This is a genomic window from Halalkalibacter oceani, from assembly GCF_023715605.1.
GTDB lineage: Bacteria > Bacillota > Bacilli > Bacillales > Bacillaceae_D > Halalkalibacter > Halalkalibacter oceani.
Genome location: NZ_JAMBOL010000010.1, coordinates 18,131 through 37,899 on the forward strand (window position 1 = coordinate 18,131; position 19,769 = coordinate 37,899).

Sequence of the window (19,769 nt, forward strand, 5' to 3'; positions counted from 1 at the left end):
GACCCCACTTTCCTGCTCATTTACGACTCTATTTTCGTGGAGAAAGCAGCAGGGATCTGCTGCCTCAATTGAACGACTGCAAAACTTAACCTTTTACGAATACTGTTTTAATAGAAGTAAAGAATTCAATCGCGGCCTGTCCTTGCTCACGTGAATGTGAACTTGACTGCTTCATTCCCCCGAACGGAGCCTGAAGTTCCACACCGGCGCTTTCCGCGTTGATCCGGACAAGACCAGCATCCATGTCTTCAATGAAAGAAAGCATGTTGCTGATATTTGTCGTAAAGATCGAAGCACTCAAACCAAACTTGACATCATTTGCCACTTGTAACGCTTCTTCGATCGTTTCAACCTTCATAAGCGCTAAAACTGGTCCGAAGATTTCCTCCTGGGCAATCGCCATTTCACTTGTCACACCATCAAATACAGCCGGTTGTACATAGAAGCCGTTTTCCAATCCTGCTTCTTGAACCTTTTCTCCGCCGTAAAGAAGCTTTGCGCCTTCTTCTTTTCCTTTTTCCACATAAGAGAGAACGGTGTTTAGCTGGCTTTCGCTTGAGCAAGGTCCCATCCATGTGTCACCTTCAAGCCCATCACCAATTTTCAGTTCTTTCACTTTTGCGACAAGCTTTTCTCTAAATTCTTCATAAACGCCGCTTTGAACAATTACGCGGCTTGTAGCTGTACATTTTTGACCTGTTGAACGGAGGCCGCCGCTAATTGTCGCCTCAACTGCAAGATCAAGATCGGCATCATTTGTTACGATAACCGGGTTCTTCCCGCCCATTTCAAGCTGATATTTTGCTCCGCGTGCCAATGCACCTTGGCCAACTTGTTTACCAACCTGGTCTGAGCCTGTGAATGTAATACCGTTAATATCAGGGTGATCGATAATACCTTGACCAATAACAGAGCCTGAACCGGACACCATGTTGACAACACCAGAAGGAAGTCCCGCTTCAGCAAAGCACTCGATGACTTTTGCCGCGGTCACGACCGTTTCACCCGCCGGCTTCAGGACAACCGTATTACCGTAAATAAGCGCAGGTGCCATTTTCCAAATTGGAATCGCCACCGGGAAGTTCCAAGGTGTGATCACACCTACAACGCCAAGAGGCGCGCGCGTTGTGAACATAAGAGCTTCGCTGTCTGTAGACGGAATCACATCGCCGACCTTTCTTAGCCCTTCACCAGCATAGTAACGAAGGATCGCTACGCCGCGAGCTGTTTCTCCCTTTGCTTCAGGCAGTGTTTTCCCCATTTCTCTAGTCATTGTTTCAGCGATATCGTCAAGATTCTTTTCAAGAATATTCGCTACCTTGTATAAGAATTCTCCACGTGCCGCCCCCGAAAGCTTTCTCCAAGAAGCTTGAGCTGCCTTTGCTGCTGCAACCGCTTTATCCAAGTCTTCTTTTGTAGACTTCTGAACATAGCCGACTACCTCATTCTTGTTAGCCGGGCTGATGCTCTTTGTAACCTCCTCACTTGAACTGGCAATCCATTCTCCGTTAATATAGTTCAAATAAGTTTTTGCTTCCGTTGTTACTGCCATGATATTAAACACCCTTCCTCGATAAAATATAAGTCTACAAGTCTATTATACAATAAATGATAGATGAAGTGAGTGAATGAACTCAAAATTTTCAGATCAGTTAATAAAATCCCGCTTCTCTTCTGATGCTTCGTCTTATGATGTCGCCTGTGCTTTTCTTACCTGACTTTTAACCGGGTTGTTCAACGTACCGATATCAGAGATTTCAATTTCAATCCTGTCTCCGTCACCAAGCGTGAATTCGTTTGGCGGCACGATGCATGTACCCGTAAGAAGCACGGTCCCGTCGAAAATTTCGTTGTCTCTCGTCAAATAGGAAACGAGCTCGTCAAATTTACGCTTCAGCTGGCCAGTCGTTGCAGACCCTTCAAATTCTTTCTCTTCGTTGCGGAAAATACGGCAAGTAATCGTAAATTGATACGGGTCTTCCACCGTTTCAGCGAGGCGGATAGCCGGACCGATCGAGCACGAGTTTTTCCAAACTTTCGCCTGTGGCAAATAGAGTGGATTCTCCCCTTCAATGTCACGGCTGCTCATGTCATTTCCGACAGTGTAGCCTAACACTCTTCCATTTTTATCAAGCACAAGGCCGAGCTCAGGCTCTGGAATCTGCCAATTGGAATCAGAACGGATGTAAAGATCCTGATCCGGACCCTGTGTACGCGCAGCAGTCGACTTAAAGAAAATTTCCGGACGCTCTGCATCATACACTTTATCGTAAAACGTCGTCGCATCAAGCTTTCCGCCAGTTGCCTCGTAATTTCTCGCTTCCTTGCTCTTTAAGTACGTTACGCCGGAAGCCCATACTTCAGGAGCTTCAATCGGCACGAGCAAAGTAAGGTCTTCAAGCTTAGCTGCCAACGGCGTGCTGTCCTTGATCACATCCTGAATGATTTGCAGAGGCGTTGTTCCTTTGTCATCAGCCTGCTGAACAAGCGCTAAAAAGTCTTGCTGCGGCAATGAATAAATCGCGCCTTCATCGGTTACTGCGGCTAAAGTAGCCTGATTATTTTCTGTATAACGAATAACTCTCATGATTGTTTTCCTCCTAATGGGAACCTAATTTTTTTGTTGTTTGAAAGCCGTAGCCAAGCTTGCGGGAGAGCTCCATCGCAGTTGCTTTCAATATATCAATATTCTTCTCCAGTTCATCCTCTGTCAGCTGAGTCGCCGTGCTGGACGAACTGATCGCCGCAACGACCTGACCGGTATAATCTCTGACAGGGATCGCCACACAAAACACGCCGGGTTCATTTTCCTGATCGTCAATCGCGTAGCCCTTTTCTTGAATCAGCTTCACTTCCTGCAGAAAATCCTCTTTATTCGTAATCGTGTTCTCTGTTTGCCTTGTATATTCATAGTTTTCGAGAATCTGCTCAAGTTCTGCATCGGACTTAAAAGCGACGAGCGCCTTCCCTACCCCGCTGCTGTGAATGGGAACCCTCCGTCCGATTTTTGAATAAAGCACGGAAGCTGTCGAGCTTTCCACCTTGTCAATATAGACACCTTCCTTGCCATCCAAGATGACGAGGTGAATCGTCCGTCCCGTTTCACGCGAAAGTTCGATTAAATGTTCCTTCGCAATTGCCCGCAGATCAAGACTTTGAATGACGAAATTCCCGCGTTCAAACAATTTCATTCCAAGCCGATAGCGGCCGTTTTCCGGGTTTTGTTCAATATAATGATGCTTCTGTAACGTCTTTAATAGAGAATGAACCGTGCTTTTGTGAAGCACCATCCGCTCACTAATCTCTGTTATTTTCAGCTCTGTTTCATACTCGTCGAAAAGGTCGAGAATCCGCAGCGCTCTATCGACAGACTGAATAATTGGCATAATCGTTCATCCCTTACTGTTATACTTATCGTTTCTCCCTCATGATAGCATGGTTATGATGAAAAGATAAGCATATCGCTAGAAAGACTGCTATTTTTGAAGCTTAGTTCGCGGCAACCTTCTGCACCGGCACAGCGAGTCCTTCTGCACCTTTTTCAGACGTTTTCAGGTCAGGAGCATAGCGCTTCAGTAAATCGAGCCCGATCTTCGCCCGACGGACGCGCTCTTTACAAAGGGCAATTGAAGTGCTTTCAAGATGCGTGCCTGACGGATAAATATTCGGCGAATTACGAAGTCCGAATTTAATATAAACCGGCGCGGCAACCCGAATAATTTCCGGAATTTCATAGTGACGGATGTAGCCGCCGACATCATCCGGTGCTTCGACGTAAATATCAATCGGAATGTCGATCGCCTGACGGATTTCTGACAGCTTCGCCAAGGTTAAATCCGTTGGCACGTTGTACGTGTCAGCTCCAGCATCCTGAATCAATTTAATGGAAACCGGATTTGACTGCGCCATTTGCACTGAGATTTTGACGATTAAGTCATCCGGAAGCTCGCCGGCTTTCCGACATTCATTCACTAAGGCTAACAGCCCTTCATCAGAAACGAGAATACTGCGGATACCGAAGTCGCACGCGCGCTTAATGTCTTCAATCGCATAGACAAGCTGATCAACCCCCTGCGAACGCAGGCCGGCAATTTTTCCAGCGCTTGCATGCTGCATCGGCGTAATGTCAAACGTTCCACGCGGGCCGACGAACAAGCTGACTTCAAGGTTTTCGCGTCTGCCGATTTCAGCCATTTTCTCAAGCTCCTCATCCGTTAGCAGCATGATCCCGCTTCCTTGGGAAATCCGGTGAATATGCACATCATAATCCTTGCATGATTCGACAAGCGCCTCGAATGAAGCCGGACCTTCTACACTTGGCAGTTCAACGCGATATTGCGCCCCATCTGGAAACGTTTTTGTTGACGTTGGCAGGTGCGCGCTTCCCCCTGTGGACGGAAAGCCTAATTTCTCAATAAATTGTCTTGTTTTTTCCATTTTTTATTCCTCCTCTAAGAATAAGGTGATTAATCAACATCAATTTTATAGTCAAGGACGGCTTCTTCTGCGACTGCTAACGGCACGACACCGTTCGCTGCGTCCGTATGACCAACCATACGGTTGCTTGCGGCGACTAAACGCTGGCGCTTGTTAATCGATGCAAGCCTTTCTTCTGCCAGCTCTGTTCGTTCCTGGCGGATATGGTCAAATCTGAACTCCAGTTTACCTCCACGGAAAGCCGCTTCATCAATAAACTCGATTTTCCGCTCGCGAAGACTTAAATAGAGAAGGTCGCCTGTTTGCAAGTAAAGGATACCGCCACCTTCTTTAGCCTCCGGCGTCATATGACCAATTGCCGCTCCGTAGGAAACCCCGGAATAACGGCCATCACTGATTAATGTAACAAGCCGTTTCAGCTTGCGATTGGCATTAATGTGCTGCATCGGCGTGAACATCTCCGGCATCCCGAAGGCGGCCGGCCCTTGACCGGATACGATAATCGCGATTTTCAGCACAGCTTCCTCCACCATTTTGTCAAACAATGTTTCATAGTCATCGTTTTTCCAAGCTTCGTAATGTTCAGGACCGTTTTGCTTTAGAAGCGCAAGCAGATTATCATAGGCAAAGCGTTTTTCTGCTTTGATTTTCGCCAAAAGCTCTGTATCGAGCAGGTTACGGTTCGCTTCATCTTCATTTTCATAATAGAGGACGAACGCCGCCTTTTTATCAAATTGATCCAATTGTAGCGTTGTCATCCCGCTAATCTTGACCACAGCGCTTTCAAAGAAGTTGCCTGTCAGTACATCCACTCCACTAAACGGACGGCGCGGCTTTGATAAAATAACCGGATTATCCTTTACATTGTCAGCTGCCAAATGATCGGTATTCGCTAACCGCTCACGCCATGTTGTCCCAGTGACGGTTGGCGCGTCGACATCCATCGGCACCCCATTTTGCAGCAGTTCATAGAACAGGCTTTCCATTCCGCGGCTTTCACTGTCACAGCATTGCATCGCCAGAGCGAAAATATCTCTACCTTCTGTCAGGCTGTAATTAAACAAGTCCGGAACGGGATGGGCGTGGTGAATCTCATCTAAATCCCACAGGCTGAACTTATAGCCACCAAACAGCATCCCTGCCACGACGTGCATCATTAAATTCGTTGAGCCGCCTGAAGAGCTGTGAATCCGGATTGCATTGCGGATATTGCGCGCCATCAAATTGGCGGCACCAAACACCGGATTGTTAATCATCACGGCCAGGCTGTCGAGCGCCTCGTTGACCTGCTCCTGATTCGGGGACTCTGTTAACAGCTCAAGCGCTGGATGAACAAGCCCCATTCCGGCTACAATATGACGCGAGCTGTTTCCTGTTCCGTTGAAAGCACAGACACCACCGCTCCCATCACAGGTCGCAACCGCCAGGCGCTTCTCATAATCCTTATGCGCCGCTTTAGAAATCAGGCCTCTTTCGACAGCCCGCTCCAGAACACCTTGGAACGCCGTATTTGAGGAACATTGGAGAATGTAATCCATCGCATCGCGCAAATCATAAGCGATGTCATCCGCTCCTTGCTCTTCTGCTTTTTTAGCGACCTCCTCCAGTTCGGCAAAAAGCTCAGTCGGGATCGTGCCACCTTGCAGGACATGGGCAGGGGCAAATGTGGCAAAGAATGGCGCTTCCCCACGATAGCGGCGAAGACGATCCAAATGGGCCATTGCGCTTACCACACCTAACGGCTGCTTATCACAGCCTTGAATAACAAAAGCACCATGATAACTGTGCGCCTCGATCTGGTTGACAACCATTTGGGCGACCGCATTTCTGCTTTGCAGCGAATAGCTCATCCCCTGGTTACTTTGCGCTGTCCCATCACACATAACAGGCGTTGAAAAATAGAAAGGAACGCCGCCGTTCTGCCAGATTCGGATTGCCGCATGAGCGGATGTTTTGAAATCCATAATATGAGCCGGGTGATCCGATGAGCCGCCGATAATCGCGATACGCGGCGCATTTTCTTCAAGGCGGTTATAAATCTCTTCCAGCGTCCAATCCGGTTGTGGTCCTTCATAAGCGGAACCGAGAATTTGTTTTGAACGATCAAGCAGCCCCGCTACCGTAATTGGCTCATTTGCCTTTCCTTGGACATTGTCGCGATATGGATTAATCGAACTTTCGATTTTAGGATATAATGCCATGTAATCCCCTCCTCTTTAAAATAGAACTTTCATAATAAGAGCAAAGCAACGATTGTTCCCGCGCCGCCAAACAGCAAAGCAAAAGCAAGGTTCCAGATCGAAATACGGTACGGGTTTTCTTCAAGCAGGACACCGGTGATCGAGACGGAAACATTAAAAGGTCCGGCCATAACCGTCGCCAGGCTTGAGGTAATCAGGACAATGGACATGCTTAAAGGTGAAACCGCTGTCAGTACAGGATAGATCACCTCGCCCAAAAGACTGAGCGTCACTAGAGGATGAAACCCAACCATTGCCAGTGCCAGAAAGATGACCTGAACGGATACAAACAGCAGAACCGGCCAATCCGCTAACGCCATAAAAGGCCGCTGCAGCACATCCATGTAACCGGATTCACGAAGAACGCTAATAAAAAAACCGACGGATAGGAACAGCACCATATAATTTTGCAAAGTCACTGTCCGCTTTTTCCATGTTTCGACACTATAGGCGGCATATGACCGTAAGCGCTTAATCGAGCAGGCCCACAAAATGGAATACGGAATGATCAGAAACGCCACAGCTTCAAGGAAGCTTAGCTCCACCAGCCTTTTGACGAGAATAATCGTGCTGATAAAAATAACGAGATAGATCGCCAGAGCGATAATTTTCATCACAACTCTGCGGTCGATTGAACGAATCTGGCCGTTCTGATCCGGATAGGCTTCAAGTGAATAACGCTTATATCTCCAGCCGATTCCCCAGTCTGCCAGCAGCAGCAAAAACGACAGCAATAAAAGCCAAGGTAAAACCGTTACATAATTAACTCCCGTCATATCAATACTTAAAGCAACCAAAACCTCCATCGGACTCCAGACGAGACAAAGTGCATAGCCCCGCAACATCGCCCGGCTGATAAAAACGGATCTGAGCTTTTTCGCTTTTTCCTTCAGGTTCTTTTCAAGCACATGATGAACAAGTGGCAGAGTGCCGATATTTAGAAAACTTCCGAGTAAAAAGCTGACAAATGAACCGCGGTAATACAGCTGGCCTAAATGATTTGTTTTGGCCTTGAGCAGACGGTTAACACTTTGATCATAGCGTCCGACAATGATAATGCTGTTAATAAAAGGAAGCACTAAAATAATCGTTACGATAATGACTGTAGAAGTCATCAAAAACGGAATATGATGAATCGGACGTTCAATAAAAGGATAAAGGCCCGCTCCGATGATTAGAAATAGAAACCCTGAAATTTTATAAAGTCCTTTTGCCGCTTTAAAGGAAAAAACCAGAGAAAGGATCGCCAGCATACCTACAATGTACTCAAGCGCTTCGCTTTGAACAAAAACATTCAGCATGTATAAAGCAACTAAACTACTGTATAAAACAAGCATTCTATCTACCTTCATTTCGAGTCGCGGCATACAAGGTTTCCAATTGTTCGATCCCTATGAAATATCCGGCAACATCTCTCATTCTTATCTTCTTTTCCAAAAACGAAATGTGCTATTCCAGGCTCAAACGAACGATGTTTTATATTATAAAACGACGTTCCGGAAGAACCGAATCAATCACCCCTCATTTGTTTTATAATGCAAAACAACGTTTTCATTTCGTCTGATCAAGAAACCGGTCGCGACCGGTTTCTTGTAAACGAATTCATTTCTTATAACTTAATATATTTAGGTGAAAGTGTCAACAGAATTTTGACAATTCCGTCCTATTTCTTATTTCATCATTTCGACTAAGAATAGCGATATTGGCGGAATGAATATGACAATAAACAACGTAATCAGCATCGCCAGAAAAAACGGGACAATCGATTTCGACAATGTTTCAATTGATAATCCAGATATCCCTGACCCAACAAACAAGTTAACTCCGAGTGGCGGTGTAATGAAGCCAATCGCCAAGTTAACGACCATAATAATGCCGAAATGAATCGGATCATATCCAATATTAACAGCAATCGGCAGTAAAATTGGTGTCAAAATAATAATCGCCGCCAACGTATCCATAAAGCAGCCGACAATCAAAAGCAAAATCGTAATGAGTAAAATAATGACAATCGGACTTTCCGAGATTGACAGCATCCATGCTGCAATTTCATTTGGAATCTGCTCCATTGTTAGTAACTTTCCAAATGCAGTTGCCGTTCCAACAATAATTAAAATCGTTGCGGTCGTCAGCGCCGCATCGGCTATCACTTTTGGCAGATCGCTGAACCTGATTTCACGGTATAAAAGCATTCCGGCGAGCAAGCCATATACAACTGCCACAACAGCAGCTTCCGTCGGCGTGAAAATCCCTCCGTAAATCCCGCCAAGGATGATTACTGGAATTAACAATGCCCACTTCGCTTCCCAGAACGCTTTCCCGATCAGCTTAATACTTGTCTTTTCTCCCGTACCTGTATAGCCTTTTTTCCGAGAGTGAAAATAAGCGTAAACCATCAAAGCGAGACCGACAAGAAGCCCGGGAATAACCCCGGCAATAAACAGGTCACCGATCGACGTACTGCCGACTACACCATAAATGACCATCGGAATACTTGGAGGAATGATAACCCCTAACGAACCTGCTGCGGCAACTGTCGCCGTTGCAAACCTTTTGTCATATCCTTGCCGAACCATCGCCGGAATCATAATTCCTCCGACTGCCGCAACAGTGGCTGGACCCGAGCCCGAAATCGCTGCAAAAAACATACATGTAATAATCGTTGCGATTGCGAAACCTCCCGTTTTGTTTCCGACAAGCGCGTTCGCTACACGAAACAGCCGATCAGAGATCCCCCCCTTTCCCATAATTTCACCGGCCAGAATAAAGAACGGCACCGCCATCAGAGGAAAAGAATCGATCGAGGTGACAAGTTCTTTCGTCAGAAAGTCAACCGGAAATCCTGAATAAATGATTGTAACAAGCGTTGCCAGACCAATCGAAATCCCGATTGGCACACTTAAAAACAAAAAGATCGCAAACGTTCCAAATAAAACTGCTGAAGTCATCTGTCTCCCCCCTTACTCCTCTTTCAATTTCTCAAATTCTGTTTTCGGATCAAAAGAACCTTTGCCCATTAAAGCCTTACATTGAGCAATTAAATTTTGAATAATCCGGATTGATGTAAGAGCCATTCCAAAAGGAGCCGCTAAATAAACAAGTCCCATCGGAATCTGGTTAGCCGGAGATTTTTGACCAAAGGCGAGCAACTGTTCAGAAATACGGTAGCCGTAGATCACGACAAAAATCGCAAAAGCCAAGAATAACAGATTCGAAATAATATTAAAGACGATTTTCCCTTTGTCTTTGAACAGCAGCAACAGAACGTCCACTTTTATATGACGCTGCTTCTTCACGCCATAGCTGATTCCGATGTACACAGCCCAAATGAAGCAATACCGTGCTAATTCTTCCGACCAGGAAAGAGAGTTTTGCATGACATACCGCATAAATACTTGAACAAAAATCACGATAACCATCACACTTGAGAGTAGAACAAGCAACACTTTTTCTGCATTCTCATCAAGCCAATGTAGCGCCTTCATCTTCCTTCACCTCTTTTTATTGAACAATTTCCCTAGATGTTGAAACGAAGGGCTTGTGCCAAAGGGGCGATTTTCTACCCTTTTGGCACAAGCCCGAAGCAGTGTGCACTGTCGCTCTTAAAAAAAGCGAGTGGAGGATCCCACTCCTTGCCGGGCGAGAACGAAGCCAGTGCTCCTATTACCAGGCGCCTTTTGTGATCGCCGAAGCGGCACACAGAGCCTGCAAAAGCGAATGACAGCGAGCAGGGAAGCGGTTTCTTTCCTGCTCGCTGCGTACTGAAACAGTACAGCCGCTACTTACATTGGACTTTTGGAAGGCCTGTAAGAGAAGTCTTCTGTCCGGTTATAAGACGGCAGTCATTCTATTATGTCATAGAACGTCTTGACCCATTATCCTCCAGTAATCTCGGAAATCGTATTAAGGTACTCATCGACGATCTCTGCGCCAATGGAATCTTTATGCTTCTCAATTACTGGTTGAACTACTTCCTGGAAACGAGCCCGTTCTTCATCTGTAATTTCAGTGAAAGTCATCGATTCCTTCAGTCTTTCCAGGCTTTCATCCGCTACTTCACGGTTGCGCTCACGGTTGAATAATCCAGCCTCTATCGCCGCTTCGTGAATAATGGTTTGCTGATCTGCCGATAATTCATCCCAAATCGACTTACTGAATAAAAACAGGAACGGAGTATAAACATGATTCGTATCAGAAATATGCTCTTGTACTTCAGCGTACTGGCTTAAATCAATCGTCGGATAAGGATTTTCCTGTCCGTCAACTGTTCCTTGCTGCATCGCTGTAAAAAGCTCTGTAAATGCCATCGGCGTCGGGTTTGCCCCCATCTCTCTCCAGGCATCAAGATGAATCTCATTTTCCATTGTCCGGATCTTCAAACCATTTAAGTCTTCAACAGAAGCAACTGGACGGACGCTGTTTGTCAGGTTACGGAAGCCGTTTTCCCACCATGCGAGCCCTACAAGTCCTTGGGATTCAAGTAATCCGAACATTTTCTCACCGAATGGACCATCAAGCAGTTCATCGGCTACTGCCGGATCAGAAATCGTAAACGGTAAATCAAACACGCCGTACTCTGGTAGGAAGTTAGCAAGCGGTGATGATGACGTTACAACGATTTCCAGCGTTCCAAGCTGAAGCATTTCAATCGCCGAACGGTCATCTGCGATTTGACCTGAGTGATACACCTGCACTTCAAAATCATCTGTTTGCTCTTCAACAAGTTCTTTAAATCTTAATGATGCTTCATAAGCCGGGTGCTGGTCGTTAATTCCGTTACTGACGCGGATAACTCTTTTATCACCGGAACCAGCTGCTGCCTCTTCTCCGCCTTCTGTCTCAGCTGGCGCATCGCCGCCGTTATCTGCCGGTGCCGGCTCGTTTCCGCCGCCACCCCCACAAGCTGCTAAAAATAAGACTAACACCATCAACACACTAACCAATTTTACCTTCATACGAATTAACCCTCCTCATTTTCTATATCTTTTCGTCTTTAAGACTTAACAAGGTAGCCGGCCATCCCACCCCCTTCCTGAAATTAATTTTATACTCTTTGAATCTACTTCCTTATTACGAGAATAGAAATAATAACGCTTACATAAAAAGACTTGTAAAAACGCTTTTCGCCTTGCTGTCTGGATCTTTTGTAAGCGCTATCGTTTCAACTTCTTACATAATACCCCATCTTAAAATAATAGGCAAGATCTTTTTAGAAAATTTTTTTCAAAAAAAAATATTTTTCGAGATATATTATTCACCTCTCTTACCCAAACAATGATTTCCACCCAAAAAAGCGATTAAGAAGGGGAAAAACCTTCGTTAACCGCTCTTGATGTCCATACTTTTTTTCTCAATGAAAAAAGGTATTTCCATTAATTTTTATCGTGATTTATTGATCCAAGTCAAAGAACACTAAAATTTTTTTCATTAAATTAATTTACTTCTTTTTCTTTTAGCTGGACTTTCTCCTTCACATCACGATTAAACAAATAAGTTGGATAGAACCCTCCGAGAACGTCGGCGACATTCTGTGCTGTTTTACGTTTTAATTCATCCTGAGATTCCTCTGAATACCAGGCGGCATGAGGATTTAAGATGACATTATCCATTTTCAGCAACGGATTGTCAGCCAGAATCGGCTCCTCTTCGAGTACGTCTAAGCCGGCACCGGCGATTTTTCCTGCTTCAAGGGCGCGAATAAGCGCTTTTTCATCAATGACCGGACCACGTGCGGTATTAATGATAAACGCCTCTTTCTTCATCGCATCAAATTGAGCATCACTAATCATCCCTCGCGTTGCTTCAATCAACGGTGCGTGGACGGAGACAAAGTCAGAGCGTTCACAGAGTTCATTTAAGTCAACAAGCTCCACGTTCATTTCTTTCGCTACTTCAGCAGGCACATATGGATCGTGGGCAATGACCTTGATTCCAAAAGCCTGCGCCTTTCTCGCCAACGTTTGCGGGATCTTGCCGAATCCAACTAAGCCGAGCACGCGGCCAGGCAAACGGAAGATCGGCACACCGACTTTATAATCCCAGTTCCCGTTTTTCACTGCCTGATTTAATTCAACAACTTTTCTGGCACATGAAATGAGCAGGGCAAACGCATGATCCGATACTTCATCCATGCAGTAGTCCGTTACGTTAGCGACGATCACGCCATGCTCATTAGCTGCAGCAATGTCCACCGTGTTGACGCCGACTCCGTATCTTGAGACGACTTTAAGATTAGGCAGGCTTTCGATTACTTTTCGCGTAATTGGTGCATATTGATTAATTAAGCCGACGGCATTTGCTTCCTTCGCTGCCGCAATCACTTCATCCTCGGTCTTACATTGCGAGCGGACAAGGGTGGCGTCAACGGTTGCCAATACTTCCTCTTCTGGTGCCAGTGTTGCAAATTCAAAGTCTGTAATCAATACATTAAACTTACTCATCTCTTCCATCTCCTTTTTATATCTCTTTTACATATCATCATTGATAAAGCCATTCTCATCGAACGAAAGCGGGAAAGGTCCTTCCATTAGCTCAATATTGTCCTGATCTTTGATTAGTTGATAAGCAGCTTCTGACACCATGATTTCCCCAAGCTCAAGCGTATTATGAATGCGGACGATTTTCGCTTCCGGAATGGTAATCCGGTTACATGTGCGCAAAGCTACTACGAGAGCTTCCTTGTCATTATTCATCGCGACTGGGATTTTAGCCGGGTCAAGCACAGTCGATGTAATCGAATTGGCGTAGGTATAGTTGAAATCAATTTTTTCAACGAGACGTCTTGTCGTAACATCGGCCATCCCGATTCCGCACGCATTACCGTGTGTCTTTTCCGTCAAATCAAGGACGATCACCTTCTGAATTGGCGGCGCTTCAAATCCCGGTAACCCGGAGCCGACCTTTCCGGTAATGTTAGGGTCCATCCCTGATCCGCTAATGTCCTTGCCGATTTCATTGACAATAAGCACATCAATTTCAGGCACAAGGATTTTCGGAAGCAACGCCTTTGCTTCAACGAGGAGCTCCTTTTCACGCGACGCAATTTCAGCAGCAGGGATTGCTTCAATTTGTTTTGTTTTATCGTAAGCATTTTCAAGAATCGCCACTCCGAAAATGATCTTGCTATGGGCCAGTACGTAATTCCCAACTTCCGGTATGACGCGTTCAAACTGATCAAAGCCGTATGAATGCATTTTTGTCGCGCCCTTATGCTTTCCGAGTCCGATTCCCATCATTTTCATCAGGCCGCTTTCATAGTCCGCTTTAAAGTCGGTATGTGGCTTGACCCGGTTAATAACGACAATCGAATCAGCCTCTGAAGCATATTTGTCCAAGTAGACAGGCATTCCGGTTTCCGTCGTTCCAAGCTCAATGACTTCCATGCTGGACTTAATTTCAGCGCCAATTGATTCTTCGGTGATGCCATAGCTTGCCAGCACCTGCTTTTGTCCTTCATCCGTCGCTCCGCCATGGCTTCCCATCGCCGGCAGGACGAATGGTACCGCTCCTAATCCTTGCAGCTCTTTAACGACGGCATGGACGATTTCAAACAAATTGGCAATCCCCCGGCTGCCGACAGCGACAGCAACGGAATCTCCTTTTTTAACGGTGCGCTTAATACTCTCTTTACTAATTTCCTGCTTGACAGCTGCCGGAATCGATTCAAGCTTTGCCTGATCAAACTTCTGCTTAACGAGATACATCTTCGGAAAATCAAGCTCATAGCCGCCCGCAAGCTTTACATTCAATTCTTGATTTAACATTTCCTACACCTCCGCTTTTTGTGACACCATACAAAAGATTACAAGATTTCTGAAAAACGGTTGAATACGCTTCCACTTCAAAAAATGCTTCCCTCTGAAAGCATGGACGAAAAGCAGCCTTCAGCTTGGCTTGAAGAGAGGGTGTGCTATCAGGGTTATTCTTTGGCACCTCCCTCTTGTGTAAGACAGACAGGTGAAACTGCTCAAGCCGTGCCGCTGAAAAGCCGCGGCAAACACTTTTCATTTCGACATTGCCGGCTTAATTTCCTCTTGCCTTCTTTACTTCATCGACAAATGCGGCTGCTCTTTTCGTGAGGGCAGCCAAATACGCCTCATCGATTTCGACTTTCGTATTGACAAGCGTGCTTCCGACTCCGGCAGCAACCGCGCCATGCTTAATGTATTCCCCGACGTTATCAAGGTCGATTCCGCCAGTCGGCATGAGAGGAATATGAGGCAGCGGACCGTGTACATCCTTCAAATATCTTGGACCGAAAGCATTGGCAGGGAAAACTTTAATAATATCGCCGCCAGCTTCATAGGCTCGAAGAATCTCCGTCGGCGTCATCGCTCCAGGAATGCTCACCACACCGTAACGCTTCGTTAATTTAATCGTCTCAACGTCGACAGTAGGTGAAAAGACAAATTTCGCCCCGGCCATAATGGCTGCCCTCGCCGTTTCCGAATCGAGCACCGTTCCCGCTCCGACAATGACATCATCCCCTAACTCGGATGAAACCTGCTCAATTAACTGTAACACTTTCGGCGTTTCGACCGTAATCTCAAATGTTTTGACTCCGCCCTCGCTCAATGCTTTGGAAATAGCTGAAATATTTTCCGGCTTTGCTCCGCGAATGACTGCGACGATTCCATTTTCCTTAATTTGGTTTAACAGCTCCATATTATCCTCCCCTTGCTTTTTCATTATCTGCTGACGTCTTCTCCTGTCGCATTCATAAAGTTCTCTACCTCATATTTTTCAGGCAGTCCCTCGACATCCCCATTAATCATCGTGACCATCGCTCCGACAGCATTTCCGCGCTGGACAGCCTGCTCAATTGAAAGACCGTCAAGCAAGCCGGACGTGAAGCCTGCGGCAAAGCCGTCTCCGGCGCCGACCGGATCCACAATCTGATCGACCTTAAAGCCTGAAACAAGCTTGCTTTCCTCATTCGTAAAATAGTAAGCTCCTTTGGCGCCTACTTTTAAAACGACGAGAGAGGCACCTTGATCGAGGAAGAGGCGGCCGAGCGTTTCAGGATCACTTTCCCCGAACATGAACTTCCCTTCATCGATTCCGGGCAGAATAATATCAACCTGTGCAGCAAGATCGAGCAGCACGCGGCGCGCTTTATCCTCCGTCCAGAGCTTTTTTCTCAAGTTTGGATCAAAGATAATTTTCACATCATGCTTCTTGGCGATCGCGATCGCTTCATTTATCGCTTCATGACAGCTTTCACTTAAAGCAGGCGTAATCCCTGAAATATGAAGATATTTCGCCTGAGCGATATAGTCTTCCCGGATATCCTCCATACTCAGCCGGCTGGCAGCCGATCCTTTGCGATAATATTGAACTCTCACTTCATTGGCGCTGCGGATTTCCTTAAAATAAATCCCCGTCGGCGCGCTGTCATCGACCTTGACCTGACTAACATCGACTCCTTCACCGCGAATAAACGCAAGCATTGCTTTCCCTAACTCATCATCGCCGACGCGGCTGATCCAGCCTGCTTGATGACCTAAGCGTGTCAGGCCGATTGCATAGTTCGATTCCGCGCCGCCAAACTTCCGCGAAAAGCTGTTGGCATATCTCATCAATCCAGTTGAATCAGGAGTGAAAAGTACCATCGTTTCACCCAAGGTAACAATATCCATATGACTCCCCCGTTTTCTAAAAAATCATCGCCCGGTAAAGAAAGTGAGGCCTCGGACCTCCTGCCTTCACGCTCAAACCCGGGCTGCGGCCGTCCTTAGTGTAAGCCTCACCATTCAGCGACTGAACCATCGCGGTGACGCCAAACAGGATTTCTCCAGCGGTGGCCCTGCTCGGCCATTTTCCGTACTTTTTCTTCATTGATTGTGATTCCTAAACCAGGTCCCTGCGGAATCTGGACATGCCCGTCTTTATACTGGAAAACAGATTTATCCGTGATATAGTCGAGCAAATCGCTTCCTTCATTATAATGAATGCCGAGACTCTGCTCCTGAATAAACGCATTATGTGCAGTCGCGTCAACCTGTAAACACGAAGCCAGTGCAATCGGTCCGAGTGGACAATGCGGCGCCAGCGCGACATCATAGGCTTCAGCCATCGAGGCGATTTTCTTGCACTCTGTAATCCCCCCCGCATGGGACAGATCCGGCTGAATGACATCAACATAACCGTCTGCCAGCAGGCTCTTGAAATCCCAACGTGAAAACATTCTTTCCCCGGTTGCGATCGGCGTGCTCGTATGCTTGGCAATTTCCTTCAACGCCTCGTTATTTTCAGGAAGCACCGGTTCTTCAATAAACATCGGCCGGTACGGCTCAAGCTCTTTTACTAAAACTTTCGCCATCGGCTTATGGACTCGTCCATGAAAATCAATCCCGATGCCGACGCTATTTCCTACAGCTTCCCGAACGGCGGCAATGCGGGCGACGACTTCATCAACCTTGTCATAGGAATCGATGTACTGCATCTCCTCTGTCCCGTTCATTTTCACCGCAGTAAAGCCGGCATCAACGATATCCTTCGCCGCTTTCCCGACATCGCTTGGACGATCTCCGCCGATCCATGAATAGACGCGAATCGAGTCACGACAAGCTCCGCCTAATAATTGGTAGACAGGCGCATTATAATACTTGCCTTTTATATCCCAAAGCGCCTGATCAATCCCGGCGATCGCGCTCATCAAAATCGGGCCGCCACGGTAAAAGCCGGCGCGGTATAGCACATTCCAGTGGTCCTCAATCCGTAGAGGATCTTTTCCAATCAAAAAGTCGGCCATTTCGTTTACCGCTTCTTTTACTGTATTCGCTTTCCCTTCGACAACCGGCTCGCCCCAGCCGACGATTCCTTCATCTGTTTCGATCTTTAAAAAACACCAGCGTGGAGGAACGATAAAGCATTCAAGTGATGTAATTTTCATTCTCGTAATCTCCCTTTCTCCCTGATTATCATTTCTTTTCCCTACTAAAATAGATCGATTTGACATTATAAAACTAAGTTTTCGAGATTATGTAAAGAGTATAGCCTTGAAAACAAGGCAAAATAAGGCGCTTTCATTTATCCTAATTGTAGGTGAAAACGATGGTAAAAGCAATATCATCGATTAATTTTTTTAGAAAGCAGCCTTTCTTCGAGCTACGAAAAAGGACGTTGTTCAGTGGCTTCGCTCTATCTAGGCTGTTTTTTTACCTTTAACCCAGCTCACTTCTGCTAGTGTGATCGCAGGGACTTTTCAGCAGGAAACGTTTTTGGCTGATTTGCCAAAATCAAAGTCGACAAAGTTTCGCAAAAGCGAGACGGTCGACAGGCTTGTTTGGTAGAAGGATTTGTCTCGATCCAGAGCTGCGAACCCGCTCCCGGGTTGGGGGGTACGCTTTCCGCAGCAGTCGGACCTCCCATCCCGTCCGCTTTGTCTTGGGGGATGCTTGACCATAAATAGAGAGATCTATGTAAGACGGAAAGCAACGATTGAACGTCTCTTTAAAGATTTGAAACAAAAGCACAGGTTGCGTTGGTGTCTACGGTCTGAAGAGACTGTTTTGTCCCAGTCTCTTCCGTTTCACAAAAGCCGGTCCAAAAGGGTCATCATTCCCTTTTAGACCGCCCCAGCAAGCTTGTTTTATTGGACCGTTGTTTTCAACTCAACGTCAATATTGCCGCGTGTCGCTTTTGAATAAGGACAGAATTGATGCGCTTTTTCAACAAGCTGCTCCGCTTCTTCCTGATTTACCCCTTTTATACGGGCATGGAGGACTACGCCGATTTTAAAGCCGTTATCAGCCGGATCTTCCAACAGGCTTACCTTTGCTTCAAGCTCAGACTCGATGTCTTTCTTTTCTTTTGAAGCGATTAGATTCAGCGCTCCATCAAAGCATGCCGCATAGCCGGCCGCGAATAGCTGTTCCGGGTTTGTCCCTTCCGTTGAAGAAGTTTGTCCCGTTGGCATGACGAGATTATGATCAATCACACCGTTGTCTGATGTCACTTTTCCATTTCTTCCGCCGACCGCTTTTGCCTGGGCGGTGAATTTCACATTGGCCATTTTATTTCCTCCTTTAGCTTGTCTAAAACTGTTTCTTCTTTTTGTATTGACGCCATGTTGCGATTTCAAACATGACATATTTACACACGAAGCATCACACACTACTTTTATAGCTTGTACACAAGGAGGAAAAAATATGAAGCAACAAAAAGCCCCTTCATCCGCGACCCCATTTCCCTATATTCCGATGACTTCCCTGACGGACGGCGTCAGCCAACGTATCGCCACTGACCTGTACTGCCTGCCGATCCAAATTGTTAATGTTTGCTTTATTGGCAATCCGCAAATCGAACATGAATGGGTGCTTGTAGATACAGGCATGCCAAAATCCGCGGAGCATATTTATGACTTTCTACGCGATTCTTTTGGAAAGGTGACCGCCCCGAAAGCGATTCTGCTTACCCACGGTCACTTTGACCATGTCGGAACGGTTATCGAGCTTTCTGAAGCCTGGGATGCTCCCGTCTACGCACATGAGGCTGAGCTTCCTTTTCTTACTGGAGAAGCCGACTATCCGGAGCCGGACGGAACGGTGGAGGGCGGGCTGCTCGCTAAGCTTTCTCCTCTTTTCCCAAATGAGGCGATTACCCTTTCAAGCCGTCTAAACGTCTTGCCCGAAGATGGAAGCGTTCCTTTTTTACACGACTGGAAATGGCTTCATACACCCGGTCATTCACCAGGCCATGTCTCCTTTTTTCGCGAACATGACCGCACGCTGATCGCCGGGGACGCGTTTGTTACTGTAAGACAGGATTCTCTTTACAAAGTGCTGACCCAGAAGATTGAAATAAGCGGCCCTCCCCGTTATTTGACAACCGATTGGCAGGCGGCCTGGGACTCTGTTCGCAAGCTGGCTGCGCTTGAGCCTTCTGTCGCTGTCACCGGTCATGGACTGCCAATGTTCGGCCAGGATTTACGAGACAAGCTTCATCAGCTCACTGAGCACTTTGCGGAATGGGCGATTCCGGACCACGGCCGCTATGTCGATAAGCCGCTTCATTAGTAACGTTTTGCTCGAAGGACAAAAAAGACAGCAGCTTTTGTCAGCAACTAACGATGACAATGCCGCTACCTTT

Annotated in this window: 16 protein-coding genes; 1 reads left to right on the forward strand and 15 read right to left on the reverse strand. The window is 46.4% G+C overall.

Translation table 11 applies throughout. The features are described 5' to 3' along the window. Window positions 1-85 precede the first annotated feature (85 nt). From gucD to M3202_RS12120, 15 genes are all read right to left on the reverse strand, one after another. Window positions 86-1,552, reverse strand: a complete 1,467-nt coding sequence (gucD, locus tag M3202_RS12050; protein WP_251223582.1) for an alpha-ketoglutaric semialdehyde dehydrogenase GucD — start codon at window positions 1,550-1,552, stop codon at window positions 86-88. 135 nt (window positions 1,553-1,687) lie between these two features. Beyond that, window positions 1,688-2,587 (reverse strand): fumarylacetoacetate hydrolase family protein, encoded by a 900-nt coding sequence (locus M3202_RS12055; protein ID WP_251223583.1) that lies wholly within the window; start codon window positions 2,585-2,587, stop codon window positions 1,688-1,690. A 13-nt stretch (window positions 2,588-2,600) separates the two neighbouring features. Beyond that, window positions 2,601-3,386, reverse strand: a complete 786-nt coding sequence (locus M3202_RS12060; protein WP_251223584.1) for an IclR family transcriptional regulator — start codon at window positions 3,384-3,386, stop codon at window positions 2,601-2,603. A gap of 103 nt (window positions 3,387-3,489) precedes the next feature. Then, the gene (locus M3202_RS12065) at window positions 3,490-4,437 is read right to left on the reverse strand and encodes a U32 family peptidase (RefSeq protein WP_251223585.1); all 948 of its coding nucleotides are present in this window, start codon (window positions 4,435-4,437) and stop codon (window positions 3,490-3,492) included. A 29-nt stretch (window positions 4,438-4,466) separates the two neighbouring features. Further along, complete coding sequence (locus M3202_RS12070; protein ID WP_251223586.1) at window positions 4,467-6,638, reverse strand: dihydroxy-acid dehydratase domain-containing protein; 2,172 nt, start codon at window positions 6,636-6,638, stop codon at window positions 4,467-4,469. A 29-nt stretch (window positions 6,639-6,667) separates the two neighbouring features. Continuing rightward, a complete protein-coding gene (locus tag M3202_RS12075; protein WP_251223587.1) occupies window positions 6,668-8,014 on the reverse strand; it encodes a hypothetical protein in 1,347 nt (448 codons plus the stop codon). 333 nt (window positions 8,015-8,347) lie between these two features. Then, window positions 8,348-9,625, reverse strand: coding sequence for a TRAP transporter large permease (locus M3202_RS12080; protein ID WP_251223588.1), 1,278 nt, complete (start codon window positions 9,623-9,625; stop codon window positions 8,348-8,350). A gap of 12 nt (window positions 9,626-9,637) precedes the next feature. Further along, entirely contained in the window at window positions 9,638-10,162 is a 525-nt protein-coding gene (locus M3202_RS12085; RefSeq protein WP_251223589.1) for a TRAP transporter small permease, read from the reverse strand. Between the two features lie 390 nt (window positions 10,163-10,552). Then, window positions 10,553-11,632, reverse strand: a complete 1,080-nt coding sequence (locus tag M3202_RS12090) for a TRAP transporter substrate-binding protein (RefSeq protein ID WP_251223590.1) — start codon at window positions 11,630-11,632, stop codon at window positions 10,553-10,555. A gap of 477 nt (window positions 11,633-12,109) precedes the next feature. Beyond that, on the reverse strand, window positions 12,110-13,117 hold the full coding sequence (locus tag M3202_RS12095; RefSeq protein ID WP_251223591.1) for a C-terminal binding protein: 1,008 nt from the start codon (window positions 13,115-13,117) through the stop codon (window positions 12,110-12,112). A 27-nt stretch (window positions 13,118-13,144) separates the two neighbouring features. Continuing rightward, a complete protein-coding gene (locus M3202_RS12100) occupies window positions 13,145-14,440 on the reverse strand; it encodes a nickel pincer cofactor-dependent isomerase, group 22 (protein ID WP_251223592.1) in 1,296 nt (431 codons plus the stop codon). A 259-nt stretch (window positions 14,441-14,699) separates the two neighbouring features. Next, window positions 14,700-15,341, reverse strand: coding sequence for a bifunctional 4-hydroxy-2-oxoglutarate aldolase/2-dehydro-3-deoxy-phosphogluconate aldolase (locus M3202_RS12105; protein WP_251223593.1), 642 nt, complete (start codon window positions 15,339-15,341; stop codon window positions 14,700-14,702). Between the two features lie 23 nt (window positions 15,342-15,364). Beyond that, window positions 15,365-16,315, reverse strand: coding sequence for a sugar kinase (locus M3202_RS12110; protein ID WP_251223594.1), 951 nt, complete (start codon window positions 16,313-16,315; stop codon window positions 15,365-15,367). A 107-nt stretch (window positions 16,316-16,422) separates the two neighbouring features. Further along, window positions 16,423-17,571, reverse strand: a complete 1,149-nt coding sequence (gene dgoD, locus M3202_RS12115) for a galactonate dehydratase (protein ID WP_251223595.1) — start codon at window positions 17,569-17,571, stop codon at window positions 16,423-16,425. Window positions 17,572-18,270: 699 nt separating this feature from the next. Then, window positions 18,271-18,693: an organic hydroperoxide resistance protein gene (locus tag M3202_RS12120; RefSeq protein WP_251223596.1), complete on the reverse strand. Its 423-nt coding sequence runs from the start codon at window positions 18,691-18,693 to the stop codon at window positions 18,271-18,273. A gap of 136 nt (window positions 18,694-18,829) precedes the next feature. Between M3202_RS12120 and M3202_RS12125 the strand changes: the two genes are divergently transcribed. After that, window positions 18,830-19,696, forward strand: a complete 867-nt coding sequence (locus M3202_RS12125) for an MBL fold metallo-hydrolase (protein ID WP_432805974.1) — start codon at window positions 18,830-18,832, stop codon at window positions 19,694-19,696. The last annotated feature ends 73 nt before the right edge of the window (window positions 19,697-19,769 follow it).

Bases quoted from the DNA above. Each gene is read 5' to 3' on its own strand.
- M3202_RS12085 (WP_251223589.1), bottom strand. From the start codon at position 10,162: ATGAAGGCGCTACATTGGCTTGATGAGAATGCAGAAAAAGTGTTGCTT.
- M3202_RS12110 (WP_251223594.1), bottom strand. From the start codon at position 16,315: ATGGATATTGTTACCTTGGGTGAAACGATGGTACTTTTCACTCCTGAT.
- M3202_RS12055 (WP_251223583.1), bottom strand. From the start codon at position 2,587: ATGAGAGTTATTCGTTATACAGAAAATAATCAGGCTACTTTAGCCGCA.
- M3202_RS12075 (WP_251223587.1), bottom strand. From the start codon at position 8,014: ATGCTTGTTTTATACAGTAGTTTAGTTGCTTTATACATGCTGAATGTT.
- dgoD (WP_251223595.1), bottom strand. From the start codon at position 17,571: ATGAAAATTACATCACTTGAATGCTTTATCGTTCCTCCACGCTGGTGT.
- M3202_RS12100 (WP_251223592.1), bottom strand. From the start codon at position 14,440: ATGTTAAATCAAGAATTGAATGTAAAGCTTGCGGGCGGCTATGAGCTT.
- M3202_RS12105 (WP_251223593.1), bottom strand. From the start codon at position 15,341: ATGGAGCTGTTAAACCAAATTAAGGAAAATGGAATCGTCGCAGTCATT.
- M3202_RS12090 (WP_251223590.1), bottom strand. From the start codon at position 11,632: ATGAAGGTAAAATTGGTTAGTGTGTTGATGGTGTTAGTCTTATTTTTA.
- gucD (WP_251223582.1), bottom strand. From the start codon at position 1,552: ATGGCAGTAACAACGGAAGCAAAAACTTATTTGAACTATATTAACGGA.
- M3202_RS12120 (WP_251223596.1), bottom strand. From the start codon at position 18,693: ATGGCCAATGTGAAATTCACCGCCCAGGCAAAAGCGGTCGGCGGAAGA.
- M3202_RS12095 (WP_251223591.1), bottom strand. From the start codon at position 13,117: ATGAGTAAGTTTAATGTATTGATTACAGACTTTGAATTTGCAACACTG.
- M3202_RS12125 (WP_432805974.1), top strand. From the start codon at position 18,830: ATGAAGCAACAAAAAGCCCCTTCATCCGCGACCCCATTTCCCTATATT.
- M3202_RS12060 (WP_251223584.1), bottom strand. From the start codon at position 3,386: ATGCCAATTATTCAGTCTGTCGATAGAGCGCTGCGGATTCTCGACCTT.
- M3202_RS12065 (WP_251223585.1), bottom strand. From the start codon at position 4,437: ATGGAAAAAACAAGACAATTTATTGAGAAATTAGGCTTTCCGTCCACA.
- M3202_RS12080 (WP_251223588.1), bottom strand. From the start codon at position 9,625: ATGACTTCAGCAGTTTTATTTGGAACGTTTGCGATCTTTTTGTTTTTA.
- M3202_RS12070 (WP_251223586.1), bottom strand. From the start codon at position 6,638: ATGGCATTATATCCTAAAATCGAAAGTTCGATTAATCCATATCGCGAC.